17 protein-coding genes are annotated in these 19,256 nt (G+C 66.4%); 6 read left to right on the plus strand and 11 right to left on the minus strand.

Features of this window, described 5'->3' with window-relative positions; translation table 11 throughout:
• Positions 1-15: 15 nt before the first annotated feature.
• Together E5CHR_RS15345 and E5CHR_RS15350 are read right to left on the minus strand one after the other, a co-directional pair.
• The gene (locus E5CHR_RS15345) at positions 16-228 is read right to left on the minus strand and encodes a YbdD/YjiX family protein (RefSeq protein ID WP_162580645.1); all 213 of its coding nucleotides are present in this window, start codon (positions 226-228) and stop codon (positions 16-18) included.
• Complete coding sequence (locus tag E5CHR_RS15350) at positions 228-2,297, minus strand: carbon starvation CstA family protein (RefSeq protein ID WP_162580646.1); 2,070 nt, start codon at positions 2,295-2,297, stop codon at positions 228-230. The genes E5CHR_RS15345 and E5CHR_RS15350 overlap by 1 nt, the downstream gene beginning before the upstream one ends.
• Positions 2,298-2,633: 336 nt before the next feature.
• Between E5CHR_RS15350 and E5CHR_RS15355 the strand changes: the two genes are divergently transcribed.
• A complete protein-coding gene (locus E5CHR_RS15355; protein WP_162580647.1) occupies positions 2,634-4,340 on the plus strand; it encodes a hypothetical protein in 1,707 nt (568 codons plus the stop codon).
• Positions 4,341-4,413: 73 nt separating this feature from the next.
• Here the strand turns inward: E5CHR_RS15355 and E5CHR_RS15360 are convergent, their stop codons facing one another.
• The 4 genes from E5CHR_RS15360 to E5CHR_RS15375 are packed head-to-tail and all read right to left on the minus strand — an operon-like array spanning position 4,414 to position 8,255.
• Positions 4,414-5,046 carry a response regulator transcription factor gene (locus E5CHR_RS15360; RefSeq protein WP_162583735.1) on the minus strand — a complete coding sequence of 211 codons (633 nt, stop codon included), beginning with the start codon at positions 5,044-5,046 and terminating at the stop codon, positions 4,414-4,416.
• A gap of 2 nt (positions 5,047-5,048) precedes the next feature.
• On the minus strand, positions 5,049-6,410 hold the full coding sequence (locus tag E5CHR_RS15365; RefSeq protein ID WP_162580648.1) for a cache domain-containing protein: 1,362 nt from the start codon (positions 6,408-6,410) through the stop codon (positions 5,049-5,051).
• A gap of 28 nt (positions 6,411-6,438) precedes the next feature.
• Complete coding sequence (locus E5CHR_RS15370; protein ID WP_162580649.1) at positions 6,439-7,308, minus strand: YbgC/FadM family acyl-CoA thioesterase; 870 nt, start codon at positions 7,306-7,308, stop codon at positions 6,439-6,441.
• Positions 7,305-8,255, minus strand: a complete 951-nt coding sequence (locus E5CHR_RS15375) for an alpha/beta hydrolase (protein ID WP_162580650.1) — start codon at positions 8,253-8,255, stop codon at positions 7,305-7,307. The genes E5CHR_RS15370 and E5CHR_RS15375 overlap by 4 nt, the downstream gene beginning before the upstream one ends.
• Before the next feature lie 67 nt (positions 8,256-8,322).
• Here E5CHR_RS15375 and E5CHR_RS15380 point away from each other — a divergent pair, with 67 nt between their 5' ends.
• Positions 8,323-9,459 carry an iron-containing alcohol dehydrogenase gene (locus E5CHR_RS15380; RefSeq protein ID WP_162580651.1) on the plus strand — a complete coding sequence of 379 codons (1,137 nt, stop codon included), beginning with the start codon at positions 8,323-8,325 and terminating at the stop codon, positions 9,457-9,459.
• On the opposite strand, the gene E5CHR_RS15385 is transcribed toward E5CHR_RS15380, so the two are convergent.
• Positions 9,429-10,313, minus strand: coding sequence for a LysR family transcriptional regulator (locus E5CHR_RS15385; RefSeq protein ID WP_162580652.1), 885 nt, complete (start codon positions 10,311-10,313; stop codon positions 9,429-9,431). The two genes, E5CHR_RS15380 and E5CHR_RS15385, sit on opposite strands and share 31 nt — an antisense overlap.
• A 91-nt stretch (positions 10,314-10,404) precedes the next feature.
• On the opposite strand from E5CHR_RS15385, the gene bla reads away from it, so the two are divergent.
• Complete coding sequence (gene bla / locus E5CHR_RS15390) at positions 10,405-11,283, plus strand: class A beta-lactamase (RefSeq protein ID WP_162580653.1); 879 nt, start codon at positions 10,405-10,407, stop codon at positions 11,281-11,283.
• Between the two features lie 15 nt (positions 11,284-11,298).
• Here bla and E5CHR_RS15395 read toward each other — a convergent pair whose 3' ends face one another.
• From E5CHR_RS15395 to E5CHR_RS15410, 4 genes are all read right to left on the minus strand, one after another.
• Complete coding sequence (locus tag E5CHR_RS15395; protein ID WP_162580654.1) at positions 11,299-11,520, minus strand: hypothetical protein; 222 nt, start codon at positions 11,518-11,520, stop codon at positions 11,299-11,301.
• A 135-nt stretch (positions 11,521-11,655) separates the two neighbouring features.
• On the minus strand, positions 11,656-12,690 hold the full coding sequence (locus E5CHR_RS15400) for an acyltransferase family protein (protein WP_162580655.1): 1,035 nt from the start codon (positions 12,688-12,690) through the stop codon (positions 11,656-11,658).
• Positions 12,691-12,696: 6 nt separating this feature from the next.
• Positions 12,697-15,054, minus strand: a complete 2,358-nt coding sequence (locus tag E5CHR_RS15405; RefSeq protein WP_162580656.1) for a Tex family protein — start codon at positions 15,052-15,054, stop codon at positions 12,697-12,699.
• 164 nt (positions 15,055-15,218) lie between these two features.
• Positions 15,219-16,124: a LysR family transcriptional regulator gene (locus E5CHR_RS15410; protein WP_197893857.1), complete on the minus strand. Its 906-nt coding sequence runs from the start codon at positions 16,122-16,124 to the stop codon at positions 15,219-15,221.
• A gap of 168 nt (positions 16,125-16,292) precedes the next feature.
• Between E5CHR_RS15410 and E5CHR_RS15415 the strand changes: the two genes are divergently transcribed.
• From E5CHR_RS15415 to E5CHR_RS15425, 3 genes are read left to right on the plus strand one after another with little or no spacing between them, the layout of a single operon-like run.
• Entirely contained in the window at positions 16,293-17,105 is an 813-nt protein-coding gene (locus E5CHR_RS15415; protein WP_162580658.1) for a 2OG-Fe(II) oxygenase, read from the plus strand.
• A 6-nt stretch (positions 17,106-17,111) separates the two neighbouring features.
• Positions 17,112-17,918, plus strand: a complete 807-nt coding sequence (locus tag E5CHR_RS15420; RefSeq protein WP_162580659.1) for a 2OG-Fe(II) oxygenase — start codon at positions 17,112-17,114, stop codon at positions 17,916-17,918.
• Positions 17,919-17,924: 6 nt separating this feature from the next.
• Complete coding sequence (locus tag E5CHR_RS15425; RefSeq protein WP_162580660.1) at positions 17,925-19,160, plus strand: MFS transporter; 1,236 nt, start codon at positions 17,925-17,927, stop codon at positions 19,158-19,160.
• Positions 19,161-19,256 lie beyond the last annotated feature (96 nt).

Raw genomic sequence — 19,256 nt, forward strand, 5'->3', positions numbered from 1 at the left:
CAGGGCGGCCGCCGTTCAGCAGCAGCGCCCCTTGCCGCCCCCGTAGCGCGCCTCCAGGCGCTCGCGGAAGAACGCCTCGTAGCTCATCGGCGCCGCTTCAGGGTGCGTCCGCGCCATGTGGCCGAGGTAGGTGTCGTAGTCCGGCAGGCCCACCATCAGCCGCAAGGATTGCGTGAGCGAGCGCGCCAGATAGCGCCCGGTCTCGGGCAAGGCCGCCAGCGATCGCATCAGGCCGCCTGCGCCTGCGCCGGCATCGGCTCGAAGGGCGTCTCGCGCGCCGTCGGCTTGTTGGCGGCGCGCGCGGCGAGCGCGCTGCGCACGCTGTAGAACAGCACGCTCAGCACCACGAAGATGAAGAGCCCGCAGAGCGCAGCATCGAGCCGGTCATTGAAGACGATGCGCGACATCACCTCGGGCGTCTTGGCGGGCGCGAGCAGCACGCCCTTTTCGATCGCGTCCGCGTACTTCGAGGCGTGCGACAGGAAGCCCACTTTCGGGTCGGCCGAGAAGATCTTCTGCCAGCCCGCCGTGAGCGTGCACGCCAGCAGCCACACGGCCGGCGCGACCGCGACCCAGGCGTAGCGCTCGCGCTTCATGCGGAACAGCACGACCACGCCCAGCAGCAGCGCCACGGCAGCCAGCATCTGGTTGGAGATACCGAACAGCGGCCACAGCGTATTGATGCCGCCCAGCGGATCGACCACGCCCTGGTACAGGAAGTAGCCCCAGGCCGCAACGCACAGGAAGGTGGCGATCAGGTTGGCCACGGCCGAGTCGGTGCGCTTCAGGGCGGGCACGAAGCTGCCCAGCAGGTCTTGCAGCATGAAGCGCCCGGCGCGCGTGCCGGCATCGACCGCGGTCAGGATGAACAGCGCCTCGAACAGGATCGCGAAGTGGTACCAGAAGGCCATCATGGCCGGCCCACCGATGACCTGGTGCAGGATGTGCGCCATGCCTACGGCGAGCGTCGGTGCGCCGCCCGCGCGGCCGAGGATGGTGCTCTCGCCCACGTCCTTGGCGGTCTGCACCAGCATCTCGGGCGTGACCACGAAGCCCCAGCTCGAGATGGTCTGCGCCACCGCTGCCGGCGTGTTGCCGACCAGAGCGGCCGGACTGTTCATTGCAAAGTACACGCCCGGCTCGATGCAGGCTGCTGCCACCAGCGCCATCACCGCCACGAACGACTCGGCCAGCATGCCGCCATAGCCGATGAAGCGCGCATGGCGCTCGTTGTCCAGCATCTTGGGCGTTGTGCCCGAGGAGATCAGCGCGTGGAAGCCCGACACCGCGCCGCAGGCGATGGTGATGAAGAGGAAGGGAAAGAGACTGCCCGACCACACCGGCCCGTTGCCCTGCGCGAACTGCGTGACCGCCGGCATCTGCAGCGTCGGCGCGACGAACACGATGCCGATCGCCAGCGCGACGATGGTGCCGATCTTCAAGAAGGTCGACAGGTAGTCGCGCGGGGCCAGCAGCAGCCACACCGGCAGGCTGGCAGCGATGAAGCCGTAGATGATCAGCATCCAGGTCAGTGCCTTGCCGTCGAAGGTGAAGAGCGATGCCCAGTCCGGGTTCTGCGCCACCGCCTGGCCGCCGAAGATGGCCAGCATCAGCAGCACGAAGCCGATCACCGAGACCTCGCCGATGCGGCCCGGCCGGATGTAGCGCAGGTACACGCCCATGAAGACCGCGACCGGAATCGTTGCCGCGACGGTGAAGGTGCCCCACGGTGATTCGGCCAGCGCCTTCACCACGATCAGTGCCAGCACCGCCAGGATGATGATCATGATCATGAAGGTGCCGAAGAGGGCAATGAGCCCCGGCACCGTGCCCATTTCCTGCTTGACCAGGTCGCCCAGCGAGCGCCCGTCGCGCCGCGTCGAGATGAAGAGCACGATGAAATCCTGCACCGCGCCGGCGAAGACCACCCCGGCCACGATCCACAGCAGCCCGGGCAGGTAGCCCATCTGCGCCGCCAGGACAGGTCCGACCAGCGGCCCGGCTCCTGCAATGGCCGCGAAATGGTGGCCGAAGAGCACGTTCTTGTCGGTGGGCACGTAGTCCAGCCCGTCGTTGTGCCGGTGGGCCGGCGTCATGCGCCTGCCGTCGAGCCCGAGCACGCGGTCCGCAATGAAGAGGCTGTAGTAGCGGTAGGCGATCAGGTAGCAGCAGACGGCTGCAATCACGACCCAGAGGGCGCTGATGGCCTCGCCGCGCGCCAGGGCCACGGTCCCCAGCGAAAAGGCGCCGGCCACGGCCACGACAAGCCACACCAGGTGGCGGCGGATGCTGTGCATGGATGTCTCCAGAGGTTGAACCCGGCGAGTCTCCCGATTCGCCGACCGGTTGGCATCCGTCGCACCGCGCGGGACGGCCGCGTGGTGTTGCCTACGGGATAACCCGCGAACGCTTGGTCCTGCTGCTCACCTGACACTGTGGGCGGAGGGAGCCTCGCAGACCGGTGGCCGGTGTTATTGGTCGGCGAATATGGAACTGACCGAAATCCGGAGTAACTCAATCGGTACATCACCCGCCCGGAGCCGCTTCGTCTCCGATGGTGGATGCGGCCTGCTGCCTAAGGCAGTCGCAGCGCCTTCGGGGCGCGCCCACGGAGTGCCCGCAACTGTTCAATCATGTATCCGTCATCGACGAGCAATTATTTGCCTCACAGCCCGACTTCGACCCGTCCCGAAAACTCCGCACCATCCATTCAAGCTGCACAGTTGCCCGATTCAGCACCACTTCGTGCATGGGCGAGCAACGAGCGCGTGAAGCCGGAGGCGTCCGCTGCACGATGGGAAATCGTGCGCAGGCTCGAAAGCGCCGCCGCGTCTCCGACAAGTGAACTGAACCTGGGCAACTGCGACCGGCAGGCATGCATGGACCTGCCAGCCTCAGTGGTGCGCGCGCATGCGATGAAGTGCACAACATCTGAGCCGCCGACGAGCCGGCTGATTCTTCCTCCAGGACTCAAGAACGTTCCGGTGTGGATCGCCGAATTCAAAGCGACGCTTGGGCAAGTCACGGCGCATCATTTCGTCGGCAGCGAACAAACCATCCGCACCGATTTGAAATTTTTCTGGCCAGATTCGAAGACCACTTGGGATTTGTCGCCCGGCGCCACCGAGAACGCCGCGAAACCTTCCGCGACTCTCGATATGGAGCGCCAGCTCGATGTGCAGACCGTCCTGTCGAACAACGCGCTTCGTGCGGTTGCTCGTCCCTATATCGGCGAATTGGACGAAAGTGCGAGGGCCGGGCTCGAGTGTTTTATGGACCAAGTGCGAGACGCTTCGCCGTTCGACCCGAAGAAGGGCATTGACTACAACCTGGGAGGGTTCAAGATGGTTCGGTCGCACAGTGGAGAACTCGAGCTCTTGAAGCTCGCGACTCCGCCTTATGCGGAGCCTGATTTCGATCCGGACTCGCTGCATGCAAGAGCCTTGCCGAAGGCGATCGAGGTGTTCGACGCCCTCCACGGGACTGTGCAGGTCGCCGTTTGGCAAGCGATGTCCAAATACGGCATCGTTGATTACTTCAAAGGCCATGCCACGCAGCTTATAGACGGCCCGTGGGACATCCTGGTCAATATCAATCCCTATTTCAGCCGGAGTCCGAAGGCGATAGAAGCTCACAGGGACACTGAAGGAGAGAACATGTTCCTGATGCTCTTTTATTGCAAGGCCGGCATGGGGATCGAGTATCAACTGAGGCACAAGAATCCAAAGGGCTATCTGCAATACATGAGACAGCATTTGCCTTCGGTCTTCGTCGACGAGGTGGAAGATGTCCTCAAAGAGCCGGCCGACGGCGTCGCATATGCGCCAACGATCGAACCCTGGAACTTCATCGCAGGTTGCGACGAAACGATGGTTCACTCAACCCCGTTCCTTCATCATCGAGGCGCATTCTTCCTGAAGTCTGTCTTGAATCAGATGGACGCTTCGCTCGAAGACTGCTCTGCTGCCTGGACCGCTGAAGAATATTGCGGACGTGTGCTGCCGGCTGCCGGCAAGGTGCGGGAACAGCTGAAAGATGTCATGTCTTCCGACGACTGCGTCGATCGCGGCGAACTCGAAAGGCTTTTGCGTGTTGCCGGGCTTACTGCTCCGGAGGCGGCAAAAATCGTCGAAACACTGGCGCCCAGCATGCGCACCAAAGATCCCTTTGACGGAACAGCCGGCGTGGGAATTCCCGGGTTTCATGAGGCAAAAGTGCCGCGCGGGAAAAAGCTCCATCGACAAATGAGCGATCGTCTGGACGCGGGGACGGCGCTTCCCAATGCGGGACCTCGCGACTACATGAGGGTCTGGATCATGGCGCGACGAAAGCAAGAGTGAGACGGAGGTACTTTCATCGCTTTGGGCGAACGGCGTACAGCCGATGCGCCTCGCAGGGCGCCGACTGCCCGCTTCAGCTCCGCCCGAACTGCCGGGCATGCTCCACGGCGTACTTGATCAGTTCCGCCTGCCCCTCGATACCCAGCCGCCGCTTGATGCTCTGCCGATGCGCCTCGACCGTACGCACGCTCAAGTCGAGTCCGCGCGCGATCTGCTTGCTCGATTCGCCTCGGCCCAGCGCCGAGAGGATCTCGCTTTCGCGCGGCGTGAGCAGCGGCCGCGGCGCCTGGTTGCGGAACAGCCGCTGCGATACCGCCGGGCTCAAAAAGGTCCCACCGGCGGCGGCCGCTTCGATGGCCGCCACGATCTCGGCCGCCGGCGCGTCCTTGAGTACATAGCCTCGCGCGCCGGCCGCGAGCGCCTGCTGCACGTACTCGGGGTTGTCGTACATGCTGAGCATCACCACGCGCACCGCCGGCGCAAGCGTCTGCAGCCGCGCGGCCAGTTCGATGCCGTTCATGTCCTTCATGCCGACGTCGGCCAGCACCAGTTGCGGCTGCAGGCGTTCTATGGCCTCCAGCGCTTCGGCGGCGCTGCCGGCCTCGCCCACGATCTCAATGCCCGACAAAGGGTCGAGGCGCGCATGCAGGCCGTCGCGCACCAGCGGATGGTCGTCGACCAGGAACACGCGGATCGGCTGCGTCATCGTCACGCCGCCTCCAGGCTCTTTGCCGGGACGAAAGCGACGATGGCGGTTCCTTTGCTGCCCGAGTGCAGGTCGAGGCGCCCGCCGATCGCCGAGATGCGCTCGCGCATGTTGCGTAAGCCGATGCCGCGGTTCGGGTCGAGCTGCGTGGCCGCCAGGTCGAAGCCGACTCCGTCGTCGTTGACCTCCAGCCGCACGCCGCGCGGCTCGAAGTCGAGCGCGATGCGCACCTGCCGCGCCCGCGCGTGCTTGCGCACATTGGTCAGCGCCTCCTGGGTCACGCGGAACAGCGCGGTCTTGACCTCCTCCGGGAGTTCGCGCGGCTCGCCCTGAACCGCGACCGCGGCGGCCACGTCGCCCTCCTCCCCGAACTCCGCGCCCAGGCGTTCCAGCGCGGCCGGCAGCCCCAACTGATCCAGCAGCGCTGGCCGCAGCCGGTGAGAGATGCGCCTTACCTCGGCAAGGCATGCGTTGAGCCGCACCAGCGCCTTGCCCAGCACCGTCGGCGCGGGCTGATTCGTGCGCTCCAGCATCTCCACGGCCGACTCCACCAGCAGCTTGGCCGACACCAGCGTCTGGCTGGTGCCGTCGTGAAGTTCCCGCGCGAGCCGGCCGCGCTCCTCTTCCTGCGACTGCACCACCTGGCGCGCCAGCAGGCGCAGCTTGGCCTCGGCCACCCGGTGCTCGCTGAGGTTGAGCAGCAGCCCGCCGGCACTCACCGCCGCGAGGCACAGCGCCGCGATGGCCGCGATCCAAAGCAGGGTGGCGGCGACGTTCTGGTTCATCTGCCGGTCCAGCGCCTGCATGGTCGACTGGATGTCGTCCATGTAAAGGCCGGTGCCCACCATCCAGTTCCAGCGCGGCAGCATCGTCACATAGCCCAGCTTGGGCGCAGTCTGGGCACTCGAGGGCTTGCGCCATTCGTACTCGACGAAGCCGCCGCCGCTGCGGGCACGTGCAATCAGCTCCTGGATGGTGAAGCGCCCGCGCGAGTCGCGCAGCTCCCACAGATTCCGGCCCACCAGCTCGGGCTGGCGCGAATGCATCAGCGAGCGGCCCTGCAGGTCGTAGACGAAGAAGTAGCCGTCGTTGCCGTAGTCGAGCGCGGCCAGCCGATGCAGCGCCTCGGTGCGCGTCGCCTCGTCGTCCCGGCCCGTGTCGTACAGCGGCTGCACCACGCTGACCGCCAGCGCCACGTAGCTGCGCAGCTCGCTGCGCCGCTGGTTCATGTAGGTCTGCTCGATCAGCGCGCGTTCGCGCGTCGCCAGATCGCGCTCCTGGTGGCGCACCGCCAGTGCCACCAGCACCAGTGCGACCAGCAGCGGCGCAATGGCCAGCGCGACGATCTTGAGGCGGAGGTTCATGGGGCGTGGCAACCCGGGCGCCATGCGCTCAGAGCGCGCGGCGCATCTCGATGTGCGCGATGCCTGCTTCCTCGAACGGCTCGCCGTGCGGCACGTAGCCCAGCCGCGAATAGAAGGCCTCGGCGCTGCGTTGCGCATGCAATGTCACCTCGCGATCACCGCGAACCTTGGCGGCCGTCTCCAGTGCGCGCAGTACCGCCGCCCCGTGGCCACCACCGCGCAGCACGCGGTGCACGGCCATGCGGCCGATGCGGCCCTGGCCCGCCGCGCCCGGCACCAGCCGCCCGGTTGCGATCACCTGGCCCAGCCGGTTGCGCGCCACTGCATGGACCGCGCTCTCGTCGTGCTCGTCCCACTCCAGTTCCTTGGGAATGCGCTGCTCGTCGATGAAGACGCTGCGACGTACCGCGCCGGCCCCCTCGCCGAGCTCGGCCCAGCTGCCGGTGCGGACCTCGGTCAGGGTTTCGCCTTTTTCGTAGGCCGTGAAGATCTCGCGCAGCAAGGGCGGTACCGGCTTGGAGGTCTGCGTGGACGGATCGGCGAACACGTAGACCAGCTCGCAGCCGACCAGGAAGTCATCGCCGCGAAACAGCCCGCCGTGGAAGACGATGGAAGAGTTGCCCACGCGCACGCATTTCATCGCGACGTCCAGCACGTCGTCCACCCGCGCCGAGGCCTGGAAGTCGACGGTGGCCTTGCGCACGTAGAGGTCGCCGCCCAGCGCATGCATCGCCTCCTCGTAGGGCAGCGCCAGCGCGCGCCAGTAGTCCGCTATGGCGGTGTCGAAGTACATCAGGTAGTGGGCGTTGAAGACGATCTTCTGCATATCCACCTCGGCCCAGCGCACGCGCAGGCGGTGGAAGAAGCGGTAGTCGGATCGGCGGGTGTTCTCGGTCATGGTTGCAAGGCTTCCTTCAGGGCCCGCGCCGCATCGGCCTGGGCCTGCAGCGCTTCGGGGATGGCACGGCCCATTTTGACGAATTCGTGGATCACGCCGCGGTAGATTTCCAGATCGACCGGCACGCCAGCAGCGCGCAACTTGTCGGCGTAGGCGATGCCCTCGTCAACCACCGGGTCGCACTCGGCCAGCCCGATCCAGGCCGGCGCGACGCCTTCCACATCTTCGGCGTTGAGCGGGGCGAAACGCCAGTCGTCCCGCTCGGCCGGGCTTCGGAGGTACTGCGCGAAGAACCAGGTAATGAGCTGCTCGCCGAGGAGCGGGCCATCGGCGAGGCGCCGGTGCGAGGGCGTGTCCTGGTGCGAGGTGGTGCCGGGGTAGAAGAGCATCTGCAAGGCGACCGGCAGTCCCTCGTCGCGCGCGAGGATGGCGCACACCGCCGCCAGCGTCCCGCCGGCGCTGTCGCCGCCGAGCGCCATGCGGCTGCCGTCCAGGCCAAGTTCCGCAGCACTGTGCGCAATGAACTGCACGGCATCCCAGGCATCGTTCGAGGCGGTCGGAAACTTGTGCTCGGGCGCCAGGCGGTAGTCCACCGAGACAACGGCACAGCCACTCTTCTCGCTCAGCACGCGGCACAGCGTGTCGTGCGTGGCGATGCTGCCGACGGTGAAGCCCCCGCCGTGAAAGAACAAAAGCACCGGCAGCGCGGCACGCGAGGAAGCATAGAGCCGGGCCGGCAGCGGATGGCCGTCGCGCGCGGGAATTGCGAAGTCTTCGACCCGCTCCAGCTTCGGCTTGGGAACCTCGAGCACGTCGGCGCCCTTCTCGTACGCGGCCTTGGCCTCGGCGGGCGTGAGCGTGTAGTACGGCGCCTGGCGGGCGCGCGCCATGCGCTCGACGACGCCGGCCATCTTGGCGGTGAGCCGCGGCGCGAGGGTTTGGGTCATGGGCAAGACGGTCGGCAGTTGTTAAATTGGGAGGCCCGAATCGTAGCCTCCACTCTCCATACGCCCCATGGCCCTCATCCAATACCTGACCCAGATCCAGTTCGACTTCGGCGCCGTCCAGCTGCTTCGCAGCGAATGCGAGCGCATCGGCATCAGCCGGCCGTTGATCGTCACCGATGCCGGCGTGCGCGCCGCCGGCATCCTGCAGAAGGCGCTGGACGCGCTCGGCGGCCTGCCGTCGGCGGTGTTCGACCAGACCCCCTCCAACCCTACCGAGGCTGCCGTGCGCGCCGCAGCCGCCATCTACCGCGACGAGCACTGCGATGGCCTGATCGCCGTCGGCGGCGGCTCGGCCATCGACTGCGCCAAGGGCGTGGCCATCGCGGCCACGCACGAGGGGCCGCTTAAGACCTACGCCACCATCGAAGGCGGCTCACCGAAGATCACCGAGCGCGTGGCGCCGCTGATCGCCGTGCCCACCACCAGCGGCACCGGCAGCGAGGTCGCCCGCGGTGCCATCGTGATCGTGGAGGACCACCGCAAGCTCGGCTTCCACAGCTGGTTCCTGATGCCCAAGGCTGCGATCTGCGATCCGGAGCTCACCCTGGGCCTGCCGCCGCGGCTCACGGCGGCGACCGGCATGGACGCCATCGCGCACTGCATGGAGACCTTCATGTCGGCCGCCTTCAACCCGCCTGCCGACGGCATCGCACTCGACGGACTGCAGCGCGCCTGGAACTACATCGAGCGCGCCACCAAGGACGGCAGCGACCGCGAGGCGCGGCTCAACCTGATGAGTGCCTCGATGCAGGGCGCCATGGCCTTCCAGAAGGGCCTGGGCTGCGTTCACTCGCTGAGCCACAGCCTGGGCGGCATCGACCCGCGCCTGCATCACGGCACGTTGAACGCCCTCTTCCTGCCGGCCGTGATCGGCTTCAACGCCGGCGCAGACTCAGTGCGGAAGGAGCAGCGCCTGCAACGCATGGCGCAGGCCATGAACCTCGACTCGGCCGGCGATCTGTCGGCGGCCATTCGCGACATGAGTGCGCGCCTGGGCTTGCCGAAGGGGCTTGGCGAGGTGGGAGTGACGCAGGCGATGTTCGAGCCGATCATCGATGGCGCGATGGCCGACCATTGCCACAAGACCAACCCGCGACTCGCGAGCCGCGAGGACTACCGCGCCATGCTCGAAGCCTCGATGTAGTCCACCAGCCAGCGGCGGAAGGCTTCCATCGCGGCGCTCGATTTCCTCGACTTGAGGCGCACCAGCCAGTAGCTGCCGGTCATCACCTCGGTCGACAGCGGCCGCACGAGCCGGCCGTCGTCCAGCTCGCGTTCGAACATGGAGGCCGGCGCGAGCGCCACTCCCGCGCCCTGCATCGCCGCTTCCACCATCAGTCGCGAGGAATCGAACACCGGCCCCCGGATCGCCGGGCAGGCTGCGCCGGCCGCGGCGAACCAGGCGGGCCAGTCCTCGGCGCGGTAGGAACGCAGCAGCGTCTGCTGTGCCAGGTCCCGAGGCTTGGTCACGCGTGCCGCGATGGCCGGCGCGCACAGCACTGACAGTGGCGCCGCCATGAGGTGTTCGGCCTTCAGACCTGGCCAGTTCCCGTCGCCGAAGCGAATCGCACAGTCCAGCCCCTCGCCCGCCAGGTCGACCACGTTGTTGTGTGTCATCAGCCGCAAGTCGGCGAATGGGCAGCTTTGCTGGAACAGCCGCAAGCGCGGAAGCAGCCATCCGACAGCGAAGGTGCCCACCACTCCCACCGTCAGCACCTCGAAGAAGTGACCATTGTCGAACTGCTGTACCACTGCCTCCATGCGCCCGAAGGACTCGGCCAGCACCGGCAGCAGCGCATGCCCCTCGTCGCTGAGCGCCAGCCCGCGCGGAAGGCGGCGAAACAGCGCCACGCCCAGCCGCGCCTCGAGGCCTCGCACTTGCTGGCTGACGGCGGCCTGCGTCACGTTCAGCTCGGCTGCCGCCAGCGTGAAGCTCAGATGGCGCGCAGAGGATTCGAAGGCGCGCAGTGCGTTGAGGGGGAGATGAGTCCGAGCCATAAGAAATTCTTTTGCGACACAGCAAATACTATCGTTTGCGCCACCGTCTTCGATCAAGGAAAGTCACTGCTTTTCAGGAGCACGCATTCCCATGATTCAACGACGTCAATTCGCAGGCGCCCTTCTGCTTCCAGTGGCCGCCGCTTCATTCAACATTCGCGCAGAGGGCCGTCCGGGCCTTGCGCGGCAGCTCGCGGAGATCGAAAAGAAAATCGGCGGGCGGCTCGGCGTCCACGTGCTCGACACCGCGAATGGCCGACATGCGGGACATCGGGAGGACGAGCGCTTCGCGCTGTGCAGCACCTTCAAATTTCTCGCCGCTGCGCTGGTGCTGGCGCGTGTGGATCAGGGCAAGGAGCGCCTGGACCGCCGAGTCGTTTATTCGCGCGACGACCTCGTGACCTATTCGCCCGCGACCGAGAAGCACGCCGGCACGGACGGCATGACGATGGCCCAGCTGTGCGAGGCCGCCGTCACGCTGAGCGACAACACGGCCGGCAACCTGATGCTCGCGAGCTTCGGCGGACCCGCCGGCCTCACGGCTTTCATGCGCTCGCTCGGCGATGCGCACACCCGGCTGGACCGCATCGAGACCGCACTCAATGAAGCGCGCGAGGGCGATCCGCGCGACACCACCACGCCAGCTGCCATGGTGGCCAGCATGCAAAAGATTCTCTTGGGGGACGCACTCTCGACTGCCTCGCGCGCCCAGCTGCTGCAATGGCTGGACGACAACAAGACCGGCGGTCAGCGAATCCGCGCCGGCGTGCCCGCAGACTGGAAAGTGGGTGACAAGACCGGCACCGGCGAGAACGGCGCGGCCAACGACATCGCGATCCTGCGGCCGCCCGGACGCTCGCCCATCCTGCTGTCGGTCTACCTGACGGAGACAAGGGCATCGATTGCCGATCGCAACGCGGCCCATGCCGCCGTCGCTGCCGCAGTCGCTGCCTGGGCTGCTGCCGCCTGACGAAGCGCCTGGCCCTCAGCCCTTCCTGCCGCCGAACACCACCAGCGCGCCACCGACGACGATCGCCGCCACGCCGGCCCAGGTCGGGAAGCTGACGGTTTCCTTCTCCTTCACCGACAGCTCGATCGGGCCGATCTTGGCCTGGTGCGTTTCCTTGGTGAAGCTGAAGCCGCCGAGGCCGATGGCGGCAATGCCGGCAACGATCAGGATCAGGCCAATGATTCTTGTGGCATTCATGGTGTCGAGCTTCCCCGTGGTTGAAATCGATGGCCCGACTGTAGCGCCGCGGTTCGCCTCAGAGCCGCGCCAGGTCCGCCATCGGGGCCTCGGTGGGGCGGCTCGGCACCGGGCCCCCACCGATGCGCAGAGACTTCACCGCTTGCCGACCAGCACGCCGAGTCCGAGCATCTGCAGGAGCCAGCCGACACCGAGGCCGGCGAGCATGGTCGCTGCGACCACGGCGAGCAGGCCCCAGGGGCCCGCATGGGACACGGCGAAGTCCGTGAACCCGATGCTTTTGCTGACTTCCAGCATGGCGACATTGGCCACGTAGACAGCGAAGGTGTTCCTGCCTATGAATGCGACGAGCCGGCCCAGCACCCCGGGCCGCCGTGGCGGCGCGCGATCGGCTGCAACGGCACTCATCAGCAGCAACAGGGAGGCGAGCGTGACGGTCAGCGTCAGATACGCCGAGTGTTCGGCGAACAGCCGGCTCTCTATCGGCGCCGCGAGCAGGAGCAGGACCGCGACGACGCCCAGCCCCGGCTTGCGCGCGAACTCGCCGCGTGCGAGCGCGACGCCCATCGCCACGTACGGTACCCAGTAGATGAATAGCCGGTCGCCGACGGCGGATATCCATCGGTTCTCGAACAGCCAGTAGCCCGCAGCCACATTCAGCGCGACACCCGCCGCGATCACCGGCAAGGTCGGCGCTTCCGCGACCCACCGCCGCAGAAGCGGAAAAAGCAGTGTGAGCTGAAACAGGATCACGAAGTAGTACTGCCCGGACCACCCGTAACCGCCGAACCATCCGCCGACGATCGTGTGCAGCGGCGTGGTGTCCCAGCGCCCGTCGTAGAACTTCTCGATGTAGAGCAAAGTCCATGCGACGTAGGCCACGCCCAGTTCGACCAGGCGCTGGCCCAGGTAGGCCAGGTGCGTGCCCGGCTCACGGCGTGCCAGGGCCTTCTCGAGGTAGTAGGCCCAAAGCCCGATGAACACAGGTACGCCGAAGCGGTACACGTCCTCGAAGGGCAGGCCCGCATGGATGCAGACCACGCCGGCGATCGCGGCTGCCTTCAGGTAGTCCGCGTGCAGGTCGCGGTGGCCGGCGGCCGCCTCGGCCCGCGAAGGCGGTCCATCGGCGCGAGCAACCGCTTGACGAAGATCGGATTGCCGGCTTCCCATTGCGTTCTAGGACTTTCGCAGGCCCTGCAGCTTGGCGAAGGCGCTGGCCATCTGGCCGCTGGGCTGGGGCGCGTTGTCGCGACGCGGACTTTGGTGTCCGCGCCCGGCCCCTTCGAAGCGGTTCTCGCGGGGCCCGTCGCGACGGCCAGGCGCCGCATCGAGCTTCATCGACAGGCCGATGCGCTTGCGTGCCACGTCCACTTCCATCACCTTGACCTTGACGATGTCGCCGGTCTTGACCACCTCGCGCGCATCGTTGACGAACTTGTGCGAGAGCTGGCTCACGTGGACCAGGCCGTCCTGGTGCACGCCCAGGTCGACGAAGGCACCGAACTGGGCAACGTTGCTGACCGTCCCTTCGAGCACCATGCCCTCCACGAGGTCCTTGATGTCCTCGACGCCGTCGTTGAAGCGCGCCACCTTGAAGTCAGGACGCGGATCGCGGCCCGGCTTCTCGAGCTCGCCGAGGATGTCCTTCACTGTGATCACGCCGAACTTCTCGTTGGCGAAGAGCTCGGGCTTGAGGGTCTTGAGCATCTCGGCACGGCCCATCAGCGCGTCGATGGGTTTGCCCGTTTTCTCGATCATCTGCTCCACGACCGGGTAGGTCTCCGGGTGCACGCCCGTCATGTCCAGCGGATTGGTGCCGCCACGGATGCGCAGGAAGCCCGCGCTCTGCTCGAAGGTCTTGCCGCCGAAACCCGTGACTTCCAGCAGTTGCTTGCGCGTAGAGAAGGCGCCATTGGCCTCGCGCCATCGCACGACGGCCTTGGCGACGGCCGCGGACAGGCCCGAGACGCGCGACAGCAGCGGCACGCTCGCGGTGTTGAGGTCCACGCCCACGGAGTTCACGCAATCTTCGACCACGGCATTCAAGGTACGCGCCAGTTCGCTCTGGTTCACATCATGCTGGTATTGGCCGACGCCGATGGATTTCGGATCGATCTTCACCAGCTCGGCCAAGGGATCCTGCAGCCGCCGCGCGATGCTGGCGGCGCCACGAAGGCTGACATCGATGTCAGGCATTTCCTGCGAAGCGAACTCACTGGCGGAATAAACCGAGGCGCCCGCCTCGCTCACCACCACCTTCTCGACCTTCAGCGGCGGCGCGCCGGCCTGCTCGGCCATCTTCGCGAGCAGCTTGATGAGGTCGGCTGCCAGCTTGTCGGTTTCGCGGCTGGCGGTCCCGTTGCCGATGGCAATCAGGTTGACGCCGTGCTTCGCGCACAGCTTGCCCAGCGTGTGCAGCGAGCCCTCCCAGTCGCGCCGCGGTTCGTGTGGGAACACAGTCGCGGTGTCGACCAGCTTGCCGGTCGCATCGACCACCGCGACCTTCACGCCGGTGCGGATGCCGGGGTCCAGGCCCATGGCAACGCGAGGCCCGGCCGGAGCGGCCAGCAGCAGATCGCGCAGGTTGTCCGCGAAGACCTTGATGGCGACCTTCTCGGCCTCCTCGCGCAGCCGCGAGAACAAGTCACGCTCGGTCGAGAGAGAGAGCTTCACGCGCCACGTCCAGGCCACGCACTTGCGGATCAGGTCATCTGCGGCGCGGCCTGCGTGGCTCCAGCCGAGGTGCAGCGCAATCTTGCCTTCCGCAATCGAGGGCTTGCCCGGCTCGGGTTCGACGGGCAGCACCAGCTTGGCGTCGAGGATGTCGAGCGCGCGGCCGCGGAACACTGCCAGCGCACGATGCGACGGCACGCGGCCGATCGGCTCGTCGTAGTCGAAGTAGTCGCGGAACTTGGCGACATCGGCGTTGTTTTCGTCCTTGCCCGCCATCAGGCTCGCCTTGAACAGGCCTTCGGCCCACAGCCATTCGCGCAGCCGCTGCACCAGCACCGCGTCTTCGGCCCAGCGCTCGGAGAGGATGTCGCGCACGCCGTCGAGCACCAGCGGCACGGTCGAGAAATCAAGTCCGTCCGCGGCGGGCTTGACGAAGGCCGCGGCTTCCTCGGCCGGGTTCAGGGTCGGGTCGGCGAAGAGCTTGTCGGCCAGCGGCTCGATGCCCGCCTCGCGCGCCATCTGGCCCTTGGTGCGGCGCTTGGGCTTGTAGGGGAGGTAGAGGTCTTCCAGCTCCTGCTTGGTGGGCGCTGCATCGATGGCAGCGCGCAATTCGGCCGTCAGCTTGCCCTGCTCCTCGATGCTCTTCAGCACCGCCGTGCGGCGCTCCTCGAGCTCGCGCAGGTAGGCGAGGCGTGCCTCGAGTTCGCGCAGCTGAATGTCGTCGAGGCCATCCGTCGCTTCCTTGCGGTAGCGGGCGATGAAGGGCACGGTGGCGCCCCCGTCGAGCAGCTCGACGGCGGCCTTCACCTGGTGCTCGCCGACCTTGATCTCGGCGGCAAGCTGGCGAATGATTTTCTGCATGTCTGGGGAGAGGTTCGCTGCGGACGCCGCGCGGGCGCCGGTCGGGTGGCGAGATGAAGAGAAACGAAGCCGGCAAGTTTGCCATAGCGGGCGGAGCGCTCGCGCGAGCGCCCTGCGAAGATTTGCAACAACGCTTGTTGTGCGCGATGCCTGTAGCGTCCTCTCTACGCGGCGCACGCACGCTGCGCAGATGCGGATGCCAGCGGCGTCAATTCGTCCAGGATCGCCCGTACCCGTGCCGGCACCATCCGGTTGGCGGGCATGACTGCGTGGATCGGCGTACTCGGAGGCCGGCAGTTCGGCAGCAGCTCGATCAAGGTGCCCGCATCCAGCTGGCGGTTCACCATATAGTCGGGCAGCTGCGCGATGCCGAGCCCGAGCTCGGCAGCTTGGGCCATGGCCTCGCCATCGGAGAACCGGAAATGCGCCACGGCGCGGAAGTCACGCTGGCGCCGGCCTTCGCGAAAGTGCCACACCTGGTCGCGGCCGCTCGTCGGCATGCGGAACAAGATGGCCCGGTGTCCAGCCAGGGCCGACACATCCTCCGGACGCCCCTGCGCATCGAGATAGGCAGGCGCTGCGCACAAGACCCAGTCCTGGCTCGCGATGCGCCTTGCCACCAGCCGTGAGTCCGACATGGCACCGATCCGGATCGCCAGGTCCACGCCCTCCTCGACCAGGTCGACGAAAGCGTCCGACAGCCGCACATCCAGACGCAATTCAGGGTGCTTGGCCGCGAGTTGGATGATGGCGGGCATCACGCGCTCGCGACCGAAGACCACCGGCAGATCCACTCGCAGGGTCCCGCATGGCCTGGTCAGCGTGCCAAGTGCCTCGGCCTGGAGCTCTTCGATTTCGGAGATGACCCGCTGGCATCGGTCGAACAGCCGCTCGCCATCGGAAGTCAGCGTCACGCGCCGCGTGGTGCGATGAAAAAGCCGCAGCCGCAGCGTCGATTCAAGCCGGGCGACCGCCTTGGCGACCGTCGACGGTGTGGTCCCGAGCTCTCGCGCCGCGGCGGCAAACGAACCGTGCTTGACGGTCTCGGTGAATGTCAGAAGCCACTCCATTCCCAGCATTTCAATCCTCCCCTATTGCAGAAATTTGTTCCTCAGTGTCATGCCTGAGACGCGCATTCTCAATCAGGGTTGACGAGCGCAAACTGCCGGCCTTCAGCGCACGCGAGGTCAGTCTTTGCGGGCTCGCAAACATCACGGCAAATCAGGGAGGCCTCCTACATGAACACGTTCATCGATGATGAGCAGGATTCGAAGCTCGTCCTGTCGGCGACGCGCGGCGAGCTCAGCGCCCAGGCGCTCGTCGCGCTGGCCCGCGGCGCGGCCATGGTGCTGCACATTCGCAGGTTCGTCGATCCTTCCACCTGCGCGCTGCTGGCCCAGCGTGCCGAGCACCTGGGCTATTCGTCCTACCTCAACGTTCCGAGCGTACGGCGCATCGGCATGGCGTACTACGAGACCGAAGGCAAGCCCGATCTGATCGACAGCTACTTCGACTCGGCATCGCAGCATCTGTCCGACTTCAGGCGCGCCTGCGCGCCCTTCTGCTCGCCGATCGACACCTTGCGCTGCACGCTTGACGAAATCTGGCCATGCGGCGCACGCCTTCAGTCGCTGGGGGGCCGCAAGATGTTCGTCGGCCTCTCGCGCAGCGTCGAGCCCGGCGCCACATTCCTGGCGCACCACGACATCTTCTCGGAAGACGCGCCTGGACAGCCCGAGGCCACCAGCCTGAGTGCCCAGTTCGGCGCCAACATCTACCTCCAGATGCCCGGCGCCGGTGGTTCGTTGCTGATGTGGAAGGACGAGATCGCACCCGCAACATTCAACAAGATGCGCGGCGATCACTACGGCATCCCCATCGATCGATTGGGTCCACCGGATGTCAGGGTGCGGCCCGCTCCGGGCGACCTGCTCATCTTCAACGCCCGAAAGATGCACGCCGTTTCACCCGGCACCGGGCGCAGCCGCCTTGCCTTGTCTTGCTTCGTCGGCTATCGCGGCGAGTCCAACCCCCTGAGCTTCTGGAGCTAGAACACCATGTCCAACAACGTCATTGAAGAAAAGCCGCGCGACCTGCTCACGTTCCCCGATGGACTGAGCCATCAGGCGCTGCAGGCACTCACGCGTCATGAAGCCCTGATCGTGCGCATACCTGGCTTCATATCCGCCGGCGTGTGCCACTTGATCGCGCGCGGCCTTCTGCGCCAGGGCTACGACGACTATCTCAATGCGCCCGCCGTCGGTCGGATCGGAATGTCCTTCTTCGAGACCGGCGGCAAGGCAGAGCTCATCGACCAATACTTCGCCACCGCGCTTCCCAACATCCGACTTTTGCGCAATGCGTGCGCGCCCTACCAGTGTCCCATCGACGTCTTCCGGTGCATGGTTGACGAGCTATGGCCCGCGGGCGCGAGTCTCCAAAGCCTTTCGGGGCGCAAGATGTTCGTCGGCCTGTCGCGCAACATGCGGCCTGGCGCGCCGCTGCTCGCACACCATGACCGCTTTGCGCGGCTGGCGCCCCATGACCCCGAGGCCAACGACCTCCTGATGCAGATAGCCGCGAATATCTATGTCAATGTGCCGCAGTACGGCGGCGAGCTCATGACTTGGCGCGAAGAGCTCACCGACGCCGAGTTCCTGCGTCGGCGCGGCGACAAATACGGCATGGACCTCGAGCCGCTGGGTCCGCCCGACATCGTCGTCAAGCCGCACATCGGCGACTTGATTCTCTTCAACGCGCGCAAGCTGCACGCGGTAGCGCCTGGCGCCGGCTCCGACCGGCTGACCCTGTCTTCGTTTCTCGGCTTCCGTGGCGATGCACAGCCGCTGACCTTCTGGAGCTGACGACCGATGACGCCACTGACCAGCGGCCGGGCATTCGTCGTCTTCGCCGTTTTCGCACTGGGCTACTTTCTCTCGTCATTGGTGCGCGGCGTCACCGCGACACTGGCGCCGGCGCTGACCCAGGAGTTCGCGCTTTCGTCGAGCCAGCTCGGACTGCTCGGCGGCGCCTACTTCCTCGGCTTCGCAATGCTTCAACTGCCGTTGGGCAACTGGCTCGATCGCGTCGGGCCCCGGCGCGTGTTGAGCTTCTCTCTGGCGGCGGCGTCGCTCAGCTGCGTCGCCTTTGCCATGGCGGACGGCTTCGTGTCGTTGCTGCTGGCGCGCTTCATCTGCGGCGTGGGCGTGAGCGCGTGCCTGATTGCACCGCTTACCGGAGCGCGCTTGTGGTTGCAGGGCAGCCAGCAACAAAGCGCCAACGCATGGATGCTGATGGTGGGCTCCCTGGGTCTGCTGACTGCCACGCTGCCGGTGCAATGGGCCCTGCCCGTCTACGGCTGGCGATCGCTGTTCCTGGTGCTCGCCCTCTTCTTTGCATTGACGGTGCTCGGGACGGCGCGCCAGGTGCCTGCGATACAGAGTGCATCGGCACCCTCGAGGGGCAGCAGCCTCTTTGCGAGCTACGCGCCCATCTTCGCGAACCGTTATTTCCGCCGCATGGCCTGGGTCGGATTCGTCAATTACGGCATCCTGGTGGCGGTCCAGACTCTTTGGGCCGGCCCATGGATGACCGCGGTCGCCGGCTATTCCGCCGCCGAGGCAGCACGCGGCCTGTTCGCGATGAACCTGACGATGCTCTTCGTGTTCTGGTTCTGGGGGATGGCCAACCCGCGTCTCCATCGAGCGGGCTTTGTTGCCGAACGCATCATCCTGCGGGGCCTGCCGTTCGGCTTCATCGCGCTCGCCGCCATTGCCTGGCTCGGACCGCGCGCAGGCTGGGAGGCATTTGCCATCTACTGCGCGATGTCGAGCGTTCTCGCGCTGACGCATCCTGCGATCGGCATGAGCTTTGCCGCACACGAAGCCGGACGCGCCATCTCGGCGTTCAACCTGCTGCTGTTCGCCGGTGTCTTCACGACCCAGTGGTGCGTCGGCGCGGCGCTGGACCGGCTCCAGGCGGCGCATTGGCAGGTCGTCGACGCCTACCGCGCCGTGTTCGGTCTGCTGGCGTTGGCCTGCGGCCTGAGCTATCTCTGGCTGCTGCAAGGCAGCACCGAGAACCGGCAAATGGCCGCCAAGGCCTGAGGCCCGCCGACTTTCAGGAAAGAGCCCGCAATGCCAGAAGCTTGAACGCCCGATCCAAGCGATGCCGCTTTCAATCAGATGGCCGGGCGCACGGTG

The sequence above is a fragment of the Variovorax sp. PBS-H4 genome (genome assembly GCF_901827205.1).
Taxonomy (GTDB): Bacteria; Pseudomonadota; Gammaproteobacteria; order Burkholderiales; family Burkholderiaceae_C; genus Variovorax.